The 20,075-nt window shown below is 39.1% G+C and carries 20 protein-coding genes, 11 tRNA genes and 1 rRNA gene; 3 read left to right on the top strand and 29 right to left on the bottom strand.

Annotated features, from left to right (window positions below; all coding sequences use genetic code 11):
* Window positions 1-99: 99 nt before the first annotated feature.
* From ACZ5N5_RS08940 to ACZ5N5_RS08880, 13 genes are all read right to left on the bottom strand, one after another.
* Window positions 100-1,661, bottom strand: a 16S ribosomal RNA gene (locus ACZ5N5_RS08940).
* Between the two features lie 104 nt (window positions 1,662-1,765).
* Window positions 1,766-1,842 (bottom strand) — tRNA-Ile (locus tag ACZ5N5_RS08935).
* 10 nt (window positions 1,843-1,852) lie between these two features.
* A tRNA-Gly gene (locus tag ACZ5N5_RS08930) sits at window positions 1,853-1,926 on the bottom strand.
* Between the two features lie 214 nt (window positions 1,927-2,140).
* Window positions 2,141-2,217, bottom strand: a tRNA-Pro gene (locus ACZ5N5_RS08925).
* A 4-nt stretch (window positions 2,218-2,221) separates the two neighbouring features.
* Window positions 2,222-2,298: transfer RNA gene (locus tag ACZ5N5_RS08920), tRNA-Arg, on the bottom strand.
* Window positions 2,299-2,367: 69 nt separating this feature from the next.
* Window positions 2,368-2,451 (bottom strand) — tRNA-Leu (locus ACZ5N5_RS08915).
* A 21-nt stretch (window positions 2,452-2,472) separates the two neighbouring features.
* A tRNA-Lys gene (locus tag ACZ5N5_RS08910) sits at window positions 2,473-2,548 on the bottom strand.
* 111 nt (window positions 2,549-2,659) lie between these two features.
* Window positions 2,660-2,734 (bottom strand) — tRNA-Gln (locus tag ACZ5N5_RS08905).
* A 4-nt stretch (window positions 2,735-2,738) separates the two neighbouring features.
* Window positions 2,739-2,815, bottom strand: a tRNA-Asp gene (locus tag ACZ5N5_RS08900).
* Between the two features lie 76 nt (window positions 2,816-2,891).
* Window positions 2,892-2,963: transfer RNA gene (locus tag ACZ5N5_RS08895), tRNA-Glu, on the bottom strand.
* Window positions 2,964-2,973: 10 nt separating this feature from the next.
* Window positions 2,974-3,064, bottom strand: a tRNA-Ser gene (locus ACZ5N5_RS08890).
* 1 nt (window position 3,065) lies between these two features.
* Window positions 3,066-3,140, bottom strand: a tRNA-Asn gene (locus ACZ5N5_RS08885).
* A 169-nt stretch (window positions 3,141-3,309) separates the two neighbouring features.
* The gene (locus ACZ5N5_RS08880) at window positions 3,310-3,765 is read right to left on the bottom strand and encodes a SprT family protein (RefSeq protein WP_054788939.1); all 456 of its coding nucleotides are present in this window, start codon (window positions 3,763-3,765) and stop codon (window positions 3,310-3,312) included.
* A gap of 102 nt (window positions 3,766-3,867) precedes the next feature.
* Between ACZ5N5_RS08880 and cmpA the strand changes: the two genes are divergently transcribed.
* On the top strand, window positions 3,868-3,981 hold the full coding sequence (gene cmpA, locus ACZ5N5_RS08875) for a cortex morphogenetic protein CmpA (RefSeq protein ID WP_109984842.1): 114 nt from the start codon (window positions 3,868-3,870) through the stop codon (window positions 3,979-3,981).
* 86 nt (window positions 3,982-4,067) lie between these two features.
* Here the strand turns inward: cmpA and ACZ5N5_RS08870 are convergent, their stop codons facing one another.
* The 15 genes from ACZ5N5_RS08870 to acpS form a co-directional block, all read right to left on the bottom strand.
* Window positions 4,068-6,236: a Tex family protein gene (locus tag ACZ5N5_RS08870; protein WP_109984841.1), complete on the bottom strand. Its 2,169-nt coding sequence runs from the start codon at window positions 6,234-6,236 to the stop codon at window positions 4,068-4,070.
* Window positions 6,237-6,314: 78 nt separating this feature from the next.
* Complete coding sequence (locus ACZ5N5_RS08865) at window positions 6,315-6,920, bottom strand: SpoIIE family protein phosphatase (RefSeq protein WP_109984840.1); 606 nt, start codon at window positions 6,918-6,920, stop codon at window positions 6,315-6,317.
* Window positions 6,920-7,711: an RNA polymerase sigma factor SigB gene (gene sigB, locus ACZ5N5_RS08860; protein ID WP_109984839.1), complete on the bottom strand. Its 792-nt coding sequence runs from the start codon at window positions 7,709-7,711 to the stop codon at window positions 6,920-6,922. The genes ACZ5N5_RS08865 and sigB overlap by 1 nt, the downstream gene beginning before the upstream one ends.
* Window positions 7,683-8,159 carry an anti-sigma B factor RsbW gene (rsbW, locus tag ACZ5N5_RS08855; RefSeq protein WP_054788940.1) on the bottom strand — a complete coding sequence of 159 codons (477 nt, stop codon included), beginning with the start codon at window positions 8,157-8,159 and terminating at the stop codon, window positions 7,683-7,685. The genes sigB and rsbW overlap by 29 nt, the downstream gene beginning before the upstream one ends.
* Before the next feature lie 2 nt (window positions 8,160-8,161).
* Window positions 8,162-8,497 carry an STAS domain-containing protein gene (locus ACZ5N5_RS08850; protein ID WP_054788941.1) on the bottom strand — a complete coding sequence of 112 codons (336 nt, stop codon included), beginning with the start codon at window positions 8,495-8,497 and terminating at the stop codon, window positions 8,162-8,164.
* A 169-nt stretch (window positions 8,498-8,666) separates the two neighbouring features.
* Window positions 8,667-9,677 (bottom strand): PP2C family protein-serine/threonine phosphatase, encoded by a 1,011-nt coding sequence (locus ACZ5N5_RS08845; RefSeq protein ID WP_109984838.1) that lies wholly within the window; start codon window positions 9,675-9,677, stop codon window positions 8,667-8,669.
* 134 nt (window positions 9,678-9,811) lie between these two features.
* On the bottom strand, window positions 9,812-10,216 hold the full coding sequence (locus ACZ5N5_RS08840) for an anti-sigma regulatory factor (RefSeq protein ID WP_054788943.1): 405 nt from the start codon (window positions 10,214-10,216) through the stop codon (window positions 9,812-9,814).
* A 2-nt stretch (window positions 10,217-10,218) separates the two neighbouring features.
* Entirely contained in the window at window positions 10,219-10,575 is a 357-nt protein-coding gene (locus tag ACZ5N5_RS08835) for an STAS domain-containing protein (RefSeq protein ID WP_109984837.1), read from the bottom strand.
* 13 nt (window positions 10,576-10,588) lie between these two features.
* Window positions 10,589-11,455, bottom strand: a complete 867-nt coding sequence (locus ACZ5N5_RS08830) for an RsbT co-antagonist protein RsbRA (RefSeq protein WP_054861506.1) — start codon at window positions 11,453-11,455, stop codon at window positions 10,589-10,591.
* 328 nt (window positions 11,456-11,783) lie between these two features.
* Window positions 11,784-12,134, bottom strand: coding sequence for a type II toxin-antitoxin system PemK/MazF family toxin (locus tag ACZ5N5_RS08825; RefSeq protein ID WP_109984836.1), 351 nt, complete (start codon window positions 12,132-12,134; stop codon window positions 11,784-11,786).
* A 3-nt stretch (window positions 12,135-12,137) separates the two neighbouring features.
* The gene (locus tag ACZ5N5_RS08820; protein WP_054788944.1) at window positions 12,138-12,419 is read right to left on the bottom strand and encodes a CopG family ribbon-helix-helix protein; all 282 of its coding nucleotides are present in this window, start codon (window positions 12,417-12,419) and stop codon (window positions 12,138-12,140) included.
* Between the two features lie 126 nt (window positions 12,420-12,545).
* Window positions 12,546-13,661 (bottom strand): alanine racemase, encoded by a 1,116-nt coding sequence (alr, locus tag ACZ5N5_RS08815; protein ID WP_054788945.1) that lies wholly within the window; start codon window positions 13,659-13,661, stop codon window positions 12,546-12,548.
* Between the two features lie 146 nt (window positions 13,662-13,807).
* A complete protein-coding gene (locus tag ACZ5N5_RS08810) occupies window positions 13,808-14,824 on the bottom strand; it encodes a LolA family protein (protein ID WP_464373655.1) in 1,017 nt (338 codons plus the stop codon).
* Between the two features lie 54 nt (window positions 14,825-14,878).
* Entirely contained in the window at window positions 14,879-16,378 is a 1,500-nt protein-coding gene (locus ACZ5N5_RS08805; RefSeq protein ID WP_464373654.1) for an NAD(P)H-hydrate dehydratase, read from the bottom strand.
* A 45-nt stretch (window positions 16,379-16,423) separates the two neighbouring features.
* Window positions 16,424-16,792, bottom strand: coding sequence for a holo-ACP synthase (gene acpS / locus ACZ5N5_RS08800; protein ID WP_054788946.1), 369 nt, complete (start codon window positions 16,790-16,792; stop codon window positions 16,424-16,426).
* Between the two features lie 150 nt (window positions 16,793-16,942).
* Here acpS and ACZ5N5_RS08795 point away from each other — a divergent pair, with 150 nt between their 5' ends.
* Both ACZ5N5_RS08795 and ACZ5N5_RS08790 read left to right on the top strand, forming a co-directional pair.
* Window positions 16,943-17,707 carry a rhomboid family intramembrane serine protease gene (locus tag ACZ5N5_RS08795; RefSeq protein WP_464368414.1) on the top strand — a complete coding sequence of 255 codons (765 nt, stop codon included), beginning with the start codon at window positions 16,943-16,945 and terminating at the stop codon, window positions 17,705-17,707.
* Between the two features lie 47 nt (window positions 17,708-17,754).
* Window positions 17,755-18,201 carry a hypothetical protein gene (locus tag ACZ5N5_RS08790; protein ID WP_054788947.1) on the top strand — a complete coding sequence of 149 codons (447 nt, stop codon included), beginning with the start codon at window positions 17,755-17,757 and terminating at the stop codon, window positions 18,199-18,201.
* 43 nt (window positions 18,202-18,244) lie between these two features.
* Here ACZ5N5_RS08790 and ACZ5N5_RS08785 read toward each other — a convergent pair whose 3' ends face one another.
* Complete coding sequence (locus ACZ5N5_RS08785; RefSeq protein WP_109984831.1) at window positions 18,245-19,711, bottom strand: DEAD/DEAH box helicase; 1,467 nt, start codon at window positions 19,709-19,711, stop codon at window positions 18,245-18,247.
* Window positions 19,712-20,075 lie beyond the last annotated feature (364 nt).

Here is a 20,075-nt window from a genome sequence, read left to right as displayed (position 1 = left end):
CAGAAGATCCTCTGAGCATCAATCGCTCAAAACTGAACCAAACAACCAAGTACAATCTATGATGATCTACGCTAATAGATCATTTCCTTATATCCTTAGAAAGGAGGTGATCCAGCCGCACCTTCCGATACGGCTACCTTGTTACGACTTCACCCCAATCATTGGCCCCACCTTCGGCGGCTGGCTCCAAAGGTTACCCCACCGACTTCGGGTGTTGCCAACTCTCGTGGTGTGACGGGCGGTGTGTACAAGGCCCGGGAACGTATTCACCGCGGCATGCTGATCCGCGATTACTAGCGATTCCGGCTTCATGTAGGCGAGTTGCAGCCTACAATCCGAACTGAGAATGGTTTTATGGGATTGGCTTCACCTCACGGCTTCGCTGCCCTTTGTACCATCCATTGTAGCACGTGTGTAGCCCAGGTCATAAGGGGCATGATGATTTGACGTCATCCCCACCTTCCTCCGGTTTGTCACCGGCAGTCACCTTAGAGTGCCCAACTCAATGCTGGCAACTAAGATCAAGGGTTGCGCTCGTTGCGGGACTTAACCCAACATCTCACGACACGAGCTGACGACAACCATGCACCACCTGTCATTCGGTCCCCGAAGGGAACTCCCTATCTCTAGGGACATCCGAAGATGTCAAGACCTGGTAAGGTTCTTCGCGTTGCTTCGAATTAAACCACATGCTCCACCGCTTGTGCGGGCCCCCGTCAATTCTTTTGAGTTTCAGCCTTGCGGCCGTACTCCCCAGGCGGAGTGCTTAATGCGTTAACTGCAGCACTAAGGGGCGGAAACCCCCTAACACCTAGCACTCATCGTTTACGGCGTGGACTACCAGGGTATCTAATCCTGTTCGCTCCCCACGCTTTCGCACCTCAGCGTCAGTTACAGACCAGAGAGCCGCCTTCGCCACTGGTGTTCCTCCACATCTCTACGCATTTCACCGCTACACGTGGAATTCCGCTCTCCTCTTCTGTACTCAAGTTCCCCAGTTTCCAATGACCGCTTGCGGTTGAGCCGCAAGATTTCACATCAGACTTAAGAAACCGCCTACGCGCGCTTTACGCCCAATAATTCCGGACAACGCTTGCCCCCTACGTATTACCGCGGCTGCTGGCACGTAGTTAGCCGGGGCTTCCTCGATAGGTACCGTCAAGGTACCGCCCTATTCGAACGGTACTTGTTCTTCCCTAACAACAGAACTTTACGATCCGAAAACCTTCTTCGTTCACGCGGCGTTGCTCCGTCAGACTTTCGTCCATTGCGGAAGATTCCCTACTGCTGCCTCCCGTAGGAGTCTGGGCCGTGTCTCAGTCCCAGTGTGGCCGATCACCCTCTCAGGTCGGCTATGCATCGTTGCCTTGGTGAGCCGTTACCTCACCAACTAGCTAATGCACCGCGGGCCCATCTGTAAGTGGTAGCTTGCGCCACCTTTCCACTTCGGTTCCTATGAACTAAAGTACTATCCGGTATTAGCCCCGGTTTCCCGGAGTTATCCCAGTCTTACAGGCAGGTTGCCCACGTGTTACTCACCCGTCCGCCGCTCGTTCCACTCACGTCCTCCCGAAGGATTCAGTCAGCTTCCCGCGCTCGACTTGCATGTATTAGGCACGCCGCCAGCGTTCGTCCTGAGCCAAGATCAAACTCTCCATAAAATAGATGCACCGAAGTGCTTGTGTTGATCAAGCTCGCTTAAAGCTAGCATGTTCTTACTTTTTGTACTGGTTGTTTTGTTCAGTTTTCAATGATCAATTATAAATGGTGGGCCTGAGTGGACTTGAACCACCGACCTCACGCTTATCAGGCGTGCGCTCTAACCAGCTGAGCTACAGGCCCATTTAAAATATGGAGCGGGTGAAGGGAATCGAACCCTCGACATCAGCTTGGAAGGCTGAGGTTTTACCACTAAACTACACCCGCATGTGAAATATAAATTTTATAAAATAACCTCTGACGCAAGACATGTCCCTGCATCTCCTTGTTAATTCAAAGATGATGGATGCTTCGGAACAACTCGAAGTTTAATCGGAAGATGTTTCGCTCGTGGCTGAGGTTTTACCACTAAACTACACCCGCAAATAATATATGAAAGTTTATAAAATGTGTTCTTCACAATCTAGTAATAAATATCGACTGGTCGGGAAGACAGGATTTGAACCTGCGACCCCTTGGTCCCAAACCAAGTGCTCTACCAAGCTGAGCTACTTCCCGGAAATGGCGCGCCCGAGAGGAGTCGAACCCCTAACCTTTTGATCCGTAGTCAAACGCTCTATCCAATTGAGCTACGGGCGCTCAACAAAAGCGACATCTATCATTATATCATAAAGCGAATGACTCTGTCAATGAGATATTTATTTTAAATGCGGTCGAGAGGACTTGAACCTCCACGGGATTACCTCCCACTAGGCCCTCAACCTAGCGCGTCTGCCATTCCGCCACGACCGCATAAACACACAGTATATGAAATGGTGAGCCATGGAGGATTCGAACCTCCGACCCTCTGATTAAAAGTCAGATGCTCTACCAACTGAGCTAATGGCTCTTCTGATCGCATCTGAACTAAACATTAAATAATAGAATAGCTTGTGAAAAGACGATCAAACTTTGTCGTGCAGTAATATTCTAATAAACGAATAGAAAACAAAAAACAAAATGGCTGGGCTAGCTGGATTCGAACCAGCGCATGACGGTACCAAAAACCGTTGCCTTACCGCTTGGCTATAGCCCAACAATGGCGGTCCGGACGGGACTCGAACCCGCGACCTCCTGCGTGACAGGCAGGCATTCTAACCAACTGAACTACCGGACCAACTCATCTACATATTCTCTTTTAAATGTGATAGAAAAACTTGGCATAGCGCCAAGTATCTAATCAACTAAAGAAATGACCCGTACGGGATTCGAACCCGTGTTACCGCCGTGAAAGGGCGGTGTCTTAACCACTTGACCAACGGGCCAATTAAAAAATGGCGGAGAAGGAGGGATTTGAACCCTCGCGCCGCTTACACGACCTACACCCTTAGCAGGGGCGCCTCTTCAGCCACTTGAGTACTTCTCCATGGCTCCACAGGTAGGATTCGAACCTACGACCGATCGGTTAACAGCCGATTGCTCTACCACTGAGCTACTGTGGAATAATCTTTTTATCAGCGACGTTAAAAATATTACTACAAACAAGAATGTTTGTCAATAGATTTCGCAACTTTTTTAATATGTATACACGAAAAATCACTTCGCTGTATAAGGCTTATATAATTTAACATAGAAAAAGCATATTCGTCAATAGAATGCAGCATATTTCTTCTATTCTATTAATTGTAGCTTACCATGACATTTACCGCAACGATAACGTGAAAGATTGATTTTTCTTTTTCTCGGAAAAGATTGCTGACAATCTTTACATTCGTAATGATATCGATAAGTACTTTCTAAAGATGGCAGTGGTCGACAATGTCTAGGGGAACCTGTTTTCTTCAATAATTCCCTAAAGTCCTTGTCACGATGCTTATAACCTTTACCTTCTATATGAAGGTGATAATGACACAATTCATGTTTTATTATACCGATAAGCTCTTCTTTTTCAAATTCAAGCGCATATTTCGGATTTAACTCAATTCTTCTTTTGCTCGGTATATACCTTCCGCCAGTAGTCCTTAATCTGGGATTATAAGTAACAGTATCTACAAAAGGTTTGTTGAAATACTTTTTGGATAACTGTTCCACCATGGTTACTAGCTCCTGTTCATTTAAAAGATCCATCTGTCCTCACCTTTTCACGATTATGTATCTGCAACTAACAAACATTCACACCTTCAATGGATAAACATAGTATAGTATAAAATAAACCTGGAGGGAGATCCGATGCCTACATGGCTAAAAAAACAATTGACAGGTGCCTTTTTACAAAAGGATAAATATCAAATACGCTTGCTTAATCAATGTTGGTTTTTCTATTGTACACGAGAAAATGATTAAGGCTTTTCACTACATATTTTGGTAAAGCGAAAAGCCTTATTTGTCATTCATAAGCGGGGAAGTTAAAATCCCCACTAAAGGTCATTTCATTTTATCATCGTCAAGGCAATTCTTTGCTTATGTTGATCAACACTATCCACCCATACGGTGACCACATCTCCGACAGATACTAAATCCATAGGATGCTTCACATATTGATTAGACATTTTTGAAATATGAACAAGCCCGTCCTGTTTGACGCCGATATCGACAAATACACCAAAGTCAACTACATTTCGCACCGTACCTTGCAATTCCATTCCTTCTGTTAGATCCTCCATGGATAATACACTTTTCTTCAATAGTGGTTGTGGCAAATCATCACGTGGATCTCGATTAGGACTAATTAAAGCTTTTACCATGTCATCTAATGTAGGTAAACCTATTCCTAGCTTTTCTGCCATTCGCTTCTTATCTATATGATTCAACTCTGTCTTTAACGGAGCAGTTCCAAGGTCTTCAGTAGATAAATTTAATTCTGTTAACAACTGCTTAGCTGCCAGGTAACTCTCGGGGTGAATTGGTGTTCTATCTAATGGTTCATCCCCTTCTATCACACGCAAAAACCCAATACTTTGCTCATAGGTTTTATTACCAAGTCTTGGTATATCCTTCAATGTTTTTCGGTTCTTAAACTTACCATTCTCATTGCGATATTTTACGATATTGTTCGCAACGGTCTTATTTAATCCCGATACATGTTGCAATAAGGAGGAGGAAGCAGTATTAACATTCACTCCAACCTGGTTCACTGCCGTTTCTACAACAAATACCAAGGATTCATTTAATTGTTTCTGACTAACATCATGTTGATACTGCCCAACACCGATCGATTTCGGATCGATTTTTACGAGCTCTGCTAATGGATCTTGAACCCTTCTAGCAATCGAAACAGCACTTCGTTCCTCTACTTGTAAATCAGGAAACTCCTCTCTTGCTAGCTTCGAAGCAGAGTAAACACTCGCTCCTGCTTCATTAACGATTATATAAGCAATATTTAATTCATTCTTTTTAATCGTATCAGCAATGAATTGTTCTGTTTCTCTTGATGCCGTACCATTCCCAATAGCAATGAGCTCAACAGGAAATTCCGCTAACAGCTTTCGCACCTTTTTCTCCGCACCTATTACATCATTTCTAGGAGCTGTTGGGTACATCACATCTATTGCTTTCACTTGGCCCGTTTCATCAATAACAGCAAGCTTACAGCCCGTTCGAAATGCTGGATCCACTCCTAAAACATATTTCCCTTTAAGTGGCGGCTGTAGCAGTAAATTTTTAAGATTTTTAGAAAATATCTCAATTGCCTGAGCTTCCGCTTTTTCTGTAAGAGTTGATCGAATCTCTCTCTCAACAGATGGTTGAATCAGCCGACTATAACTATCTTCGATGGTCTGCTGCAAAAGCTCTTTTACAAGCGAGGTGGCATTTTTCTTAATTACTTGGTTCTCTAAATATGAAATAATTGCTTCGATTGGTGTTTCCACTGATATCTTAAGTATTTTCTCCTTTTCACCACGGTTTAATGCTAGAATCCGGTGAGAAACAATCGATCGAATTGCTTCACTGTACTCATAGTACATTTCATATACTTTCTTCTCATCTAATTCTGCTTTTTTCACAGATGATTGAATTAATCCTTTTTGAGAAATTTGCTGTCTAATCATTTCTCGATAGGTAGGCTCATCTGCTATCCACTCAGCAATAATGTCCTTCACTCCTGATAGGACATCCTCCGTTGTATGTAATTCATGTTCCTCTGATAGATAGTCTCCTGCTATTGTTTCTATAGAAGAGATATTCTGCTGTTGATAAATTTCTTTTGCTAGTGGCTCTAATCCTTTCTCTTTTGCAATCGTAGCTCTTGTTCTTCTCTTTTGCTTATAAGGTCTATATAAATCCTCTACTTTTTGTAATTGCGTAGCCTTCTCAATATCCGCTTTTAGTTCTGTGGTCATTTTTCCTTGCTCTTCAATAAGGCGTATGACTTCTTGCTTTCTATCAGATAGGGCCTTTGCGTAATTCCATGCCTCTTGTATATCCTTTATTTGAACTTCATCTAATGAACCTGTTTGCTCCTTTCGATATCTTGCGATGAAAGGAACTGTATTACCTTCTTCTAATAATGCAATAACACTGGTAATCGACTTCGTTCCAAGCTTCGTCTTATCCGCTACCGTTTGAACTAATAATTGTTTCGACTCTTTATCCGACACACTATTTCCTCCTTCGTACTCATCCTTATCATTTTATCAAAACAATGCGCATTCGTAAAAAGAACCCCTTGAATTGAATCAAGAGGTCCCAGCTACAAATTTCATTGCTATTAAGGTTGTATCATCATTTAATTTATTCTGGTATAAATAGGCAAAAGTATCTGTGATGTGGTTTACTTCTTTATGTAAAAAGTAGGAATTGGAAATTTCTTTAGACGTTACTCCATCTGAGAACATCACAAAAATCATTCCATCCTCCACTCGATCCTTGACTATCTTAACCGGACGTTCATATCCGCTTAAATATCCTGCTTGTGGAATGGTTCTTTTTTTGATCGAATCAGCAGTAATTGTCATCAAACCTATATTCCCAATCGAGGTGTAGGCATACTCCTGTGTTTCTAAATCAATTTGTAGAATTCCTAACACTACACCACGCTTCCCAAATAAGCTTTCGTTACACTTTTTCATTATTAATTTTAAAGGAAGGGTACTATACTCTCTAATAATATCTACTACAAGCTGGGAAGATTCATTAGCATATTTACCACTTCCAAGCCCATCCGCCAATGCACAAATAAAGGTTCCATCTACTTCTTTATAGAAATAACTATCACCACAATAATAGTTATCATCTTTTGCTTTTTGAAAAACCGAAACTTCTACTTGTTGACTTTTTTGCATTAGCGAATGGCCTCCAGATTCTCTGCATGCAACGCTTCTCTTAATTTCTTAAGCGCATTTCTTTGGATTCTTGATACATGCATTTGGGAAATACCTAATAATTCACCAGTTTCTTTTTGACTTCTGTTCTCGAAATAGGTATGCCGTAATATTTGTTGCTCTCTTTCACTCAGTATTGGCAAAATCTTTTCCAGTAATAGTTCTCGATCAATGTCCTCATAGCCTTTATCACTTTTTCCGATGATATCTAGTATTGAAACCTCACTACCATCTGAATCTGCTTCAATTTTTCTATCAACAGAAAGGGCATTATAGCTTTGCCCCATCTCCATGGTTTCTAGGATTTCTTCTTCGGAAACTTCTAGATAATTGGCAATTTCTTTAATAGATGGAGATTTTTGATTCTCTTGTGTTAACCGATCTATGGCATTTTTGATTTTAGGTCCAAGTTCTTTAATTCTTCGAGGAACATGAACACTCCATGTTTTATCACGAATAAATCGTTTGATTTCACCAATGATCGTGGGAATAGCAAAAGATTCAAAGGATTTACCAATGTCAGGATCATATCTTCTGATCGCTGCTAGCAAACCGAGCATGCCTACCTGTTCTAGATCCTCGTATATCATACTGTTTTTAGCATATTTCCTTGCTAAGGATTTTACAAGTTTTTGATAGGTCATAACGATTTTTTCCTGGGTATCTTTATCATCAGGATTTTGTTGAAAAGTTCTTATCCACTGGTAAATCTCATCCTCACGATTACTGTGTGGTTGAGATTTGGTCGTCATTGATATCCACCTCATTTTCGCGGAGGTATTTTGTCATTAGGACGATTACGCCATAATCATTCTTAATTTCGACTTTATCCATTAATGCTTCGATCAGAAAAAGTCCAAACCCTCCTTCTCGCAAATCTTCTATCGATTGATTATTCTGATATGGACCTATATCTGCCTTGATTTTATTTAAATCAAAGCTTCCACCTCGATCTGCGACCATGACCTCGAGACGATCTGGATATAATCCGAAGCCAACAGTAACCTCTCCACCATCTTTTTCATCATAGGCATGAGTCGTAGCATTAGACATAGCCTCCGAAATGGCTACTTTTAAGTCTTCTATTTCCTCATAGCTAAATCCCATACGATTTGCTATTCCAGATGTACTTAGTCTGACGACACCTACATATTCTGCTTTTGCTGGCACTTTCATTTCAATGAAGTCAAAGGATTCCATTTTTAATTCCCACCTTGTACAGTTGAATCGATATTAATGATACTATTTAAGCCTGTTATTTCAAACAATCGTTCGACACGGTCTTGTAGCGATACGAGTCGTAATTCACTGTTATGTTCCTTTGTTGCTTTTAGCGCACTAATAAAAACACCTAATCCAGTACTATCCATATAAGACACATTTTCTAAATCAACGATGACAAGCTCCCCATCTTTTTTCACTAACGGTAGTAAAGCTTCTTTCAGTTTAGGTGCTGTGTATGCATCAATCTCACCAGTTAATTTCAAAATCTGCTTCGTACCTTCGACATTTCCCAGAATGTTAATATTTAAATCCACCGTGCTATTCCTCCTTAAAAAACCTATCCCTGTTATGGAAATTATACTGGCATCAGCCCTTTGCTAATACCAGTAATAAACGAATATAAGTAAGTGTAAATAAAGTGAATGAAAACGATCTATATGAATACAGGGGGTATGCTACAGATTTACCCTCATTCACTTATCGTTAAACCTCTTTTTTCAAAAATATTAAGGTGAAGTCATCCCTTAGGTGAAAATCCTGGATTCTCTCAAAATACTTGAACACTTTTTCGACAGCCTCTTGTGCAGGTAGGTGGATATATTGACGAATAACATGGAGCACTTCTTCACTTTCAATAAAACGTTCTCCAATTCTACACTCTGTAACTCCATCTGTTAGAAGAATAACAATATCATCTTTTTCTAGCTTTAGCTCGAATTGTTCATAAATAGCGTCAGGTGTTACTCCTAATACTAAGCCTTTTGCTTTTATTTCAATAAATTTGTCTTCTTTCGCACAGTAATAGAAGCCAGGTTCATGACCTGCTGAGGCATATTGTAACACACTGTTTTTCGAATCGAAAAATCCATAAAACATCGTAATAAACATATTGGTATCGACATTTCTTTCTACTACCCTGTTTAAGTTCTCTAAGATTACGCTCGGGCTAAGCTGGGATTCAGGAAAGCTATCTAACGCATATTTAATCATGGACATCGCTAACGCTGCTGGAATGCCTTTCCCAATCACATCAGCTATGGCAATCCCAAGATTATTTGATTCATCCTTCACAAAGTGATGATAATCCCCATTCATTCTGTTAGCCGGGACACTAATTGCTCCTATATCTAAACCAGAAATTTCTGGCTTTGTTGTCGATAGTAATGTTTGTTGCATACTTGCAGCAACAGAAATTTCTGACTCTAATTCTCCTTGCTTTTCTCTTAATGTTTGAAATTCTTGGTATGCTAAACCATACGAAATCATTGTCTCTAATAAGAAGTTTAGAGATGCACATATTTCTTTGGGAAGATCCGGATACAATTCCTTCAATGCTTGGATGTGGATGTTAATAAACTCTTCTGGCAAAATGTTATTCTGCATTGATAATTTGGTAAATTGCTCTGCTTGGTATAACGCACTTTCATCTTGTTTAAGAATATAACGATCTAATAAATCACGGTAATTATTAAAATCGAATTTATTTAGCTCCACTGAATTACCTCCTAATTATGACTTTAACATTTCCATACATCATATAATTCAGGCGATTAATTTTAGGAAGCAATATGTATAAACAAGGCTGTTCTCCTATTTTGAAATCGAAATCTATTTAAAGCAGCCTTCCATTATGATCTTACCCATTTGATCGCACTAATTGTCGTTCCTTTTTCTTTGTCAGAAAGGATATCAAATTCATCCATTAATCTTTTCACACCTGGCAAACCAGCTCCCAGACCACCTGATGTTGAGTAACCATCCTCCATCACTTTACTAATATCTGCTATTCCGGGTCCTTCATCTTGCGCGATAATCTTTAGGCCTTTTTTATTTAAATCATTGATCACTTCAACATGAATTCTACCTCTTTGAGCGTATAGATAGATGTTTCGTGCTAGTTCTGAAATCGCAGTGGCAATCCGTGCTTGATCGACGCTACCAAATCCCAATTCTTTCGCTTTTTCACGTCCCATTTGTCTTGCCCCGACAATATCCCATTCTTTATTAATTTGCACAGAGGATTGAGCCTTCATAATCACTCCTCCAATTCCTGGCGAAGTTTAATCAACCCTTGCTCTAAATCAAGTGCTGTTGGTACATTTTGTAGATGAATTCCTAAATCAATTAATGTCATCGCAACAGCAGGCTGAATTCCTGTTAAGACGACTTTTGCCCCCATTAAATCTGACATAGATACGACATCACCGAGTACCTTTGCTATAAAGGAATCAATAATATCTACAGAAGTAAGATCGATAACAACTCCTGTTGCACCACTTTTGTGGATTTTGCTCAATAAATCTTCCTGAAACTCAATTGCTGTTTGATCGTCTAAATCTACTTGAATGGATACCAACAAGTAATTGTGAAGTTTTAGAATTGGTATTCTCATTCCTAGCACCCCCTTATTTTAACGAATCTAGTAGATTACTAATATCTTGATCCTTATCATCAGACAAGCTAACAATATCACGATTAGTCAACTTCAATGCTGTGTTAAATCCTTTACGCAAGGAACTTTTTGTAGGGAATTTGCTTAAATCAATACCTAAATTGACAATCGTTTGTGCAATTTCTGGTCGAATACCAACTAATATACAAGTTGCTCCGATTAAACGAACAGCTTCAGCTGCTTGTATGATGTGGTGTGCTACCATTGTATCTACTACTGGTACACCGGTTATATCAATAAGTACCACTTCTGCATTATTTTTAATCACACCATCTAATAAGTTTTCCATGATGAGCTTGGCTCTTTCAGTATCAATCGTACCGATAAGTGGCATGATCGTTATATTTTCCATTACAGGAATTAATGGTGCTGATAATTCTTGTAAAGCTAATCGTTGAAGAGAAACAGTATGTTCCCAGCTACCAGAGTATTCACGAACTAGTTGTTTGATAATTGGCTCTACCCAATCATCGACAACATTTAATATTCTTGACAAATAGTCAGAATCAACTTTTTCAGACTGATTCAGAATGAAATCAATAGTTACACGGCGAAATGTCTGTAAACCATCTGTTATATAGCTAAGTGGCCACCCTAAATTAATTAATCGATCAGAGAATTCTGTTAATACCTTAAGGTTTTGCTGCTTATTAATACTCGCAAAAATAACATTGACAAATTCTCGGTTTGTCGATTCATAGAGTTCTTCGGATATAGTAGAGGTATAATCCTCATTCTTTTTTTTCGCCACTTCCTCTAGCCATTTCTTTGAGATTTCATCACTATTTTCAATCACAATTCTGCGCATGGTTTCAGGCATACTTACCCCTCCGATATTATTTTTAGAAAAACTCGCATTAGCTCTTCTTATGTACTTAGGACTTCAAAATTTTCACTAATCCATGTGAAAATTTTATATTTTCCTAACATGTAAAAAATAAGTATTATCATAATTCTACATGATAATACTTATTTTTACGATTATTTTCTATTGTTTATGACTTATTTGACAAAATTTGCAATATGACAATAGGTCATGAGATATAAAAACACCCATTGCCTCCACATTAGACAGGGTGCTTTTTCCTTGAGGATCTATTCTTGGGTTTCTCCCATTAAATATCTGTCATTAAATTGGAGTAAAGGCGCTAAAAATCAGTTAAGCCTAAACTAATTTCTAATCCTTTATTAATTCGCTCCATCATATAGCCATCTAGATGAGTAATCTTGTCTGTTAATCTTTGTTTGTCTATTGTGCGAATCTGCTCTAATAAAATAACAGAGTTCCGTTCAAATCCATATTTTTTGGCATCAATTTCGACATGTGTTGGCAACTTAGCTTTTTGAATTTGTGCAGTGATCGCCGCTACAATAACGGTGGGGCTAAAGCGGTTCCCAATATCATTTTGGAGAACAAGTACTGGTCTAACCCCTCCCTGCTCAGAGCCAACTACAGGAGAAAGATCGGCGAAGTAAACATCGCCCCTTTTTACAATCAAAACCTACACCCCGCTCACTAAGCGACCAAGGGTATTTTCAGCCTCCTCTTCAGCTTGAAAAGCTTCTGAAGCAATGTTTAAGTTGATATTTGCCATTTCGAGATATCCTCTTTGCATGGATTCCTGAATATGACGTTTCTTCTTCTCACGCAAATATGTTTTTGTTGCTTGACAAATAAAATCACTTAAATTACTATCCTCATTCTTCATCAAGCCATCCACCTCATTCAGTAGGTTTTTTGGTAATCTCACCGCAACTTCTTGTAAGTCTTCAGACAAAACCATACACCTCCACCAACATTGACAAGCCTAAAATAATTATCCACTAATATCATACCATTCTCTAACATGCTTGCAAAGGGGTTTTAACGATTTTTTGAATTTTTCCTGTCCTTATAAATTATGTCACAATTAGTCAACATATATACGGGGAACCCTTGAACTAATCATGCAAGCAATCTCATAATTAATGGTTTCTAGCTTTTCTGCGAGCTCATCCATTTCAATTTCTTCTTGATCTTGCTTACCTATTACGGTAACTAAATCTCCTACTTTCGCTTGTTCTGTTAATCTTATCATAAATTGATCCATACAAATTCGACCAACTATTTCACATCTCTTGCCATTGACTAATACTTCTGAGCCTTGCAATCCTCTCCTGATCCCATCTGCATATCCTAATGGGACAGTACCAATCCATTCCTCGGTCTGCGCGGTATAGGTCGCTCCATAGCTAATCGTTGTACCAGGCTCCACCTTTTTAACATGGATCAATCTACTCTGCAATGATAGGGCTGGCTTTAAGTCTATTGGTTGTTCTAACTTAACGGTTGGCGAAGGGTAAAGTCCGTACATACTAATTCCAAATCGAACGAAATCAAACATTTTATCTGGAAATCGCATACTAGCAGCACTGTTACCCGTATGGAATAATACTTTTTCGTGCCAGTTTTTCTCAAAAGCCTCTCGAAGCCTTTGAAAATGGACTAACTGTGATTCAAAATGTCCGAGGTTTTCTTCGTCTGCAGTGGCAAAGTGAGTGAAAATTCCTTCTAAATAAAAAGCTTTATGTTTTAATAATTTCAAATTGTCTAAAAGCTCGGTTGTACTTCTTATCCCAATTCTCCCCATGCCTGTATCCCATTTCAAATGGACGGTAACCGGCTTTTCGAGCTCAAGCTGCCGGACCTCCTCTAACCATTCTTTTTGATAACACGTCAAGGTAATCTCATACTTTACTGCAACAGGGACATCGGCTGGGCGAACCCTTCCCATTACTAAAATCGGAACATGGATTCCTGCCTCCCTTAGCTTAATAGCCTCATCTAACAAAGCTACCGCAAGTCGTTTTGCGCCAGCATCGATCGCTGTTCTCGCTACTTCGATATCACCATGTCCATAACCATTTGCCTTGACCACTGCATATATATTGGTTTCTTTTCGCAGTCTTTTCGTCAACTGCTTTATATTATAATCAATATGCGCTAATTTTATTTCTACCCATGAATCCCGATAAAATTCTTTCATTATGTCCTTAATCTCCTCAGTGAACTACTTATCTTTTGAATGACTACACTTCATTATAACTTATAAACATTGGTGGAACAAAGACTGTGTATTTCTTGAGAACAAACAAAAAAAGCCCTAGCCTATTAGCTAAAGCTTTTTCTCTATTATTTTTCTGCTGTTTGGTGTATCGAAGTTGCGACATCAATCATTTCTTGCTTCGTTAAATCTTCACTTGCCAAATAATAATTAATTCCATTATATTGCCATTCTAACGTTGTTTCAGACATGGCTCCCATCGTAAAGCCTAGATCAACTGGATCACCGTTCACTAGCTCTGGAGATTGGGCACTAGTTGGATAGCTTGTCACCATTTCCTGAATAATCGTGAAATTTCTCTCTCCTTCATAGGACAGCATCACTCGATCACCATTCTCTGTTTCCATCCTATTCTCTTCGACTAGCTCTGCACCTAACTGTTCCGCTGGATAAAAAATCTGTAACTCACTAGGTAAGTCCTCTTGTGCCATTGTTGGCACACCAAAAATACTGCTTGTCATATTTTTTTCCATGTTAAAAGTATCTTCAGGTAGCTCTGGATCGAATTCAAAGGAGGTAAATTCTACTTCCACCATTGATTTTTTATCATTATCTAGTACTTCAACAAGGACTGGTGCATAAGTCTTTTTATCGAAATAAATCGTTTGGTATGGTAAGTTACTATTACTTTCATAGTTTGTCCGTGTTTCAAAAACAAAATAATCATCCGTTGAGGTAAAGGTTGCTTCACTGTCATCCTTAATGTCTTGGATTAATGACTGGTATAAGTATGGCTGGCTCTTATTATCTGGCCACTCACTTTGGAACTTAAAGCTTTTATTTAATGCTGGTGTGAGTACAAATACTCCTTCTTTATTTCGAAGAATAATTTGACTACTCTCCTCGTCTTGCTCATTTTTCAACAAAACACGGTAAAAGTCCTTTTTCTTATGTGTTACTTCAATACGATAAGCCTGGTCCTCGTTACCGGTTTGTAATGTCATTAATGCTTGTGTTTGATAAGCATTCATCTTATCAGCAGTGCTTTCAAGCTTTTCTAAAACATCGTCCTTTGACTTTTCCCCACATGCAGCTAAAAACACAACAAACAAAACACTCATAAAAAAGATGATATATTTCTTCATCGCGACAACTCTCCTTTGTCTCAAATAAGAGGACAAAGGGAACACGATTACGCGCTAGGACATTGTACGAAAAACATTTGTAAGACCATCAATCACATCAGAAGCAAGCAGGTCAATTACCGTATTTTGTCCACTTTCTATACGCAAATCAGCCGACATACCATGAATAAAACAAGCATTATTCATCGCCTCTAACACAGATTCATGCTGCATAATGAAGGCTAAAAGGATTCCGGATAAAACATCTCCAGTTCCCCCTTTGGCAAGACCGGCATTGCCCGTGGCATTTACCATTTGCGTGCCATCTGGAGCTGTTATAATCGTATATTTGCCTTTTAGAATTAGATAAACTTGATGCTTCTGTGCAAACTCTTTTGCCATAGTAAATGGGGCTTTTTTAATTGTCTCTATCTCTTGATTTGTCAGCATTGCCATTTCACCATAATGTGGTGTTAAGATGGTAGGAGATCTTCGCTCTTGTAGCATACCCAGAAGCTCTTTCAGATGGTATAATCCATCGGCATCGATAATGACTGGTACATCTTCCTGTGCCAACACATCTTCTACGAAGGTTTTGGCAGTACGATTCCTACCCATTCCCATCCCTATTGCTACACCATCAAAACCAGCTAAATCTATATGACCGATATTGCTTAGGTTCTGGTACATAGCTTCCATGCAGTAATTAGCGATAACTGGAATATTCCGTTCCATTGTAGCAACCGTTACTAAACCTGCACCTGCTTTTAGGGCAGCTCGTGAACTAAGTGCAACGGAGCCTGGCATTAGCTCTTGTCCACCAATAACTAGTCCTTTTCCATGAGATCCTTTATGAGAGAAAGTTGCTCTCCTTGGAAAGGATACTTTAACATCCTTTAAATTCCAGCTTCTCACTTTTGGTATCATCCCATACGCCTCAATCGGAATTCCGATAGGGACTACCTTCCATTCTCCGTAGTAAGGAGCTGTATTCTCCAAGAATAAGGATTGCTTTGGTGCTTCTACAATATAGGTTCTATCTGCTTTTATCGCGATATCGATGGTATGATTCTCATTGGCAGGTAATCCGCTTGGAATGTCAACAGAGTAGATACGTGCATTTTGTTCATTTATAATAGAAATCATCCCTCTTAATGGTTCACGAATCTCTCCGGTTACACCAATACCTAAGATCGCATCAATCACGATATCGACATTCACTAAGCATTCCAGTAACTTATCGGTAGTTAACACCTCTTGGATAGGAACTTTTTGGTGAATCAATAGCTGTTTATGGTATGCGGCATCACCTTTTATTTTTTCATTTGGGACTAATTGCAAAACCTTCACTGGATAGCCTTCATTTTTTAAATATCTAGCTATAACGAAGCCATCTCCACCATTGTTTCCACTGCCTACTAAAATAGCCATATGACAACTCTTTTCTTCAGCGACCATCATTTCCTTAGCAATTGCCTGACCTGCGTTCTCCATTAAAATCGTTCCATCTATTCCCCCCTGGTCGATAGCAAATCGATCGATTTCGTACATGTCCTCCGCGGTTACGATGTACATCTTGTTCCCTCCTACCCGCATTAAAATAGTATGAGACAACCTCTCTTAATATGCCGAATCTGCTTCAATTATTACTTGTGCAGTTGCATAAGCCTTACTATGAGAGATCGAAACAAAGATTTTATCTTTTTCAGTAATATTAGAATAGAAAATAGGCGCACCTTCTAAATTTGTTAATATTTCTATGTCTTGAAAACTTACCTTTCCTATCCCTGTTCCAATTGCTTTGGAGAATGCCTCCTTTGCTGCAAATCTACCTGCTAAAAATTCTATTTTCCTTTTATCAGAGCTTAGATTTTCGTATAGGTCCCGTTCCTTCTTTGTTAAAATTCTACTAATGAATCTCGGTTGCTTTGTTGCCATTTCTCTAATACGGTCTAGTTCCACTATATCGATACCAATCCCTTTTATCATCTTCGTCTTCAACCTCTTTTTAGTCTTTTTTTTAGTATAGCCTACTACTACCCTATTTTTAAAGAAGAAGCTAATGGTCATATATCTAACTATATATAGTAAGGGATTTATGCTAAAATATAGGCATCAATTTTTCAGAGGAAGTGTGAGATGTTTTTACGAACAGAAAGCTTTAAAGATTTTCTTTCTTTTTACCCCGTGACCGCTTGTATTGTTGGACTGCAAATTGGTATTTGGCTCATCAACTGGATCATCCCACCTCTCGGTCAAATGATCATTGATTTTGGCATTGGTTTTCATTATGCTATCAGTATGGGAGAGTATTGGCGTTTCGTTACACCAATTTTCTTACACGGTGGTGTCGGACACATTTTATTTAATTCCTTTGCACTTGTTATCTTTGCTCCAGCACTTGAACAAATGCTCGGTAAAGGGAAATTTATCTTCACCTATTTTTTTGCTGGTATTGTGGCAAATATTCTAACATTTGTCGTAGAACCTAGTCTTGGTTATACCCATCTTGGAGCATCTGGTGCGATTTATGGATTATTAGGACTCTATTTATTCATGGTGTTTTTTGAAAAAAGATTAATTGATCCTAATAATGCAAGGTTAATATTAATTGTTTCTATACTTGGACTAATCATGACGTTTATAAGAGCAAATATAAATGTCGAGGCACATATATTCGGCTTTATTGCTGGGTTTGCTTTAGGTCCAATCATCTTAAAAAATGTTCAGCCTTTTTCACCATGGAAAAATACAAGAAGAGTGAGTCACGGAAATGATGATATCGGCTTCGATCCTAATCGATGGAATAAAAAGAGATATAAATGGAAGCCATACCTAAAACCTATTATTACAGCAATTTTGATTATACTTGTTCTATTAGGTTTACTATCTTCCATCTTATAAAATGCCCTTCATCGCTGTGAAAAAGATAGAGAAAAGGGAGTGGGAAAATGACAGCAGCATGGCTATTTACTTCTGCAGCAATTATTGCAGGTCTTGGTATTTTATTTGCATTCAAACGATTACTAAGAGGGTTATCTTATCGAATGGAGCGGAAGGAATTTAATCAACAAGGATTACAAAAGGATCAAACAAGATACTTTATCCAAGTGGCACTATTTGAAGCAATACCGATTTTCTTACTTGTGCTCGGGTTTATGTTTATGGAGGATAATGAAGCAAGCCTCGTTTCTTTAAGCATTCCATTGATTGTGATACTTGGAATTATTTTGATTTGTATCAGTCAGATTTGGTCATCGAAACAAGAAGTATTGTCTCATCCTGATATTGGAAAGTCAGAGAAAAGCTACATCAATACAATTGTGTTAATCGGTTTTTCCACGATATTATGTATCCCTGTTATTTCCATTGTCGGAATTATCCTCTTGATCAATTAGAAAAAACTGCATCCCTAATATAGGGAATGCAGTTTTTTTATGTCTATCGACGACCTTGCTTAGTATTCGAACGTTTATTTTGGAATTTACGGTTTCTTCCGCTCGGCTTTCCTTTTCGTCCACCATATCCTCGTTTATTATCATTTCTAAACTTTTTGTTACTATTCTTACCTTTATTTGCTTGTTTTACACTAACTGGCTGAACAGAGGACAATGTAACTGGTGTTTGACGACGTTCTTTCGTCAAAAGCTTCAAAGCAGCCGAAACAATCGTTACAGAATCATATTCATCTAATAGTTCTGTCGCTGTTTCTCTGTAATCCTTTAAATCCTTATTCTTAATGGTAGATGTAAGCTTCTGTACTGTTACCTGTTGTTGACCACGCTTTGCTTCATCATAGCTAGGTGGTGTCATGCGCTTCATTTTGCTTTTTGTTACTTTTTCAATCAAGTTCAAATGTGGCAATTCTCTTGGTGTGATAAAGGAGACTGCCTCACCAGTTTTTCCAGCACGTCCTGTACGACCTATGCGGTGAACATAGCTTTCCGGATCTTGAGGAATATCAAAATTATAAACATGGGTTACACCTGAAATATCGAGCCCACGTGCCGCAACGTCTGTCGCTACTAGAATCTCAATCCGACCAAACTTAAACTTGTTTAAGACAGAGGTTCGTTTTCCTTGCGTTAAATCACCGTGTATGCCTTCTGCACGGAATCCCCTTGCTTGTAGTCCATCCGTTAATTCGTCGACACGTTTTTTCGTACGACCAAATATAATCGCAAGCTCAGGAACATGAACATCTAACAAATTAGTTAATGTATCAAATTTCTGCTTCTCATGTACTTCCACAAAAAATTGATCAATGTTGGAAACTGTCATCTCCTTCGCTTTTACCTTAACCTCTGCAGGTTCTTTCATTAAGGTTGCGGCAATATTACGAATTTCCTTTGGCATGGTAGCGGAGAATAGTAGGGTTTGTCTGTCTTCTGGAATCGCCTTTAATATATCTCTAATGTCATCAATAAAGCCCATATTTAACATTTCATCTGCTTCGTCCAGTACTGCTGTATGCACATCTCCGACACGAATCGTACGGCGACGAAGGTGATCTAATAAACGACCTGGAGTTGCAACCACGATATGTGGGCGATCCTTTAATGCACGAATTTGGCGCTCCATATGCTGTCCACCATAGACAGGCAGTGTACGCACACCTTTAAACTTCGCTAATTTGTGAAGCTCCTCTGAGACTTGAATAGCAAGCTCTCTCGTCGGAGCTACTACTAATCCTTGTATTTTGCGAAGACCTGGATCTATCTTTTCGATCATTGGAATACCAAATGCTGCCGTTTTACCTGTACCAGTCTGTGCTTGACCGATTACATCCTTCCCTGTAATTCCTAATGGGATCGTTTGTGCTTGAATTGGTGTAGCCTCTTCAAATCCCATTTTTTCTAATGCTTTCATGATTGATTCTGAAATACCTAGTTCACTAAAATTTGTCACTATTTTTTTCTACTCCTTTTTTCTTTTAAAAATCTCATCAATTATCATTTTTCTTCGTTATCTACAGTGTACCCTATAATTCACAAATAGAAACGAATCCCACTTATAGTAAAAGTGGTAGTAAAATCGTTCTTAGGGAACTTTTATATAAATTAAATTAGGACGCATTTCGATTATTAAGAGGTAGCTATCTATTCTTAAATTGCCCGATAAGGATTCAATCATACTACATTTCCCAATAACCGCTTTTGATTATTGTGCTATGCCTATAAAAGTCTCCTCAGTATAAAGATGGATAACGGAACATCTTAGGATATTCGTCCGCCAATTGCATTTAGCTTCTTGATTTATTCAATCTTCAAGT

The organism is Gracilibacillus sp. JCM 18966, assembly GCF_055392695.1.
The sequence above is the reverse complement of the archived record's forward strand: the minus strand, read 5'-3'. Positions and strand labels throughout refer to the sequence as shown.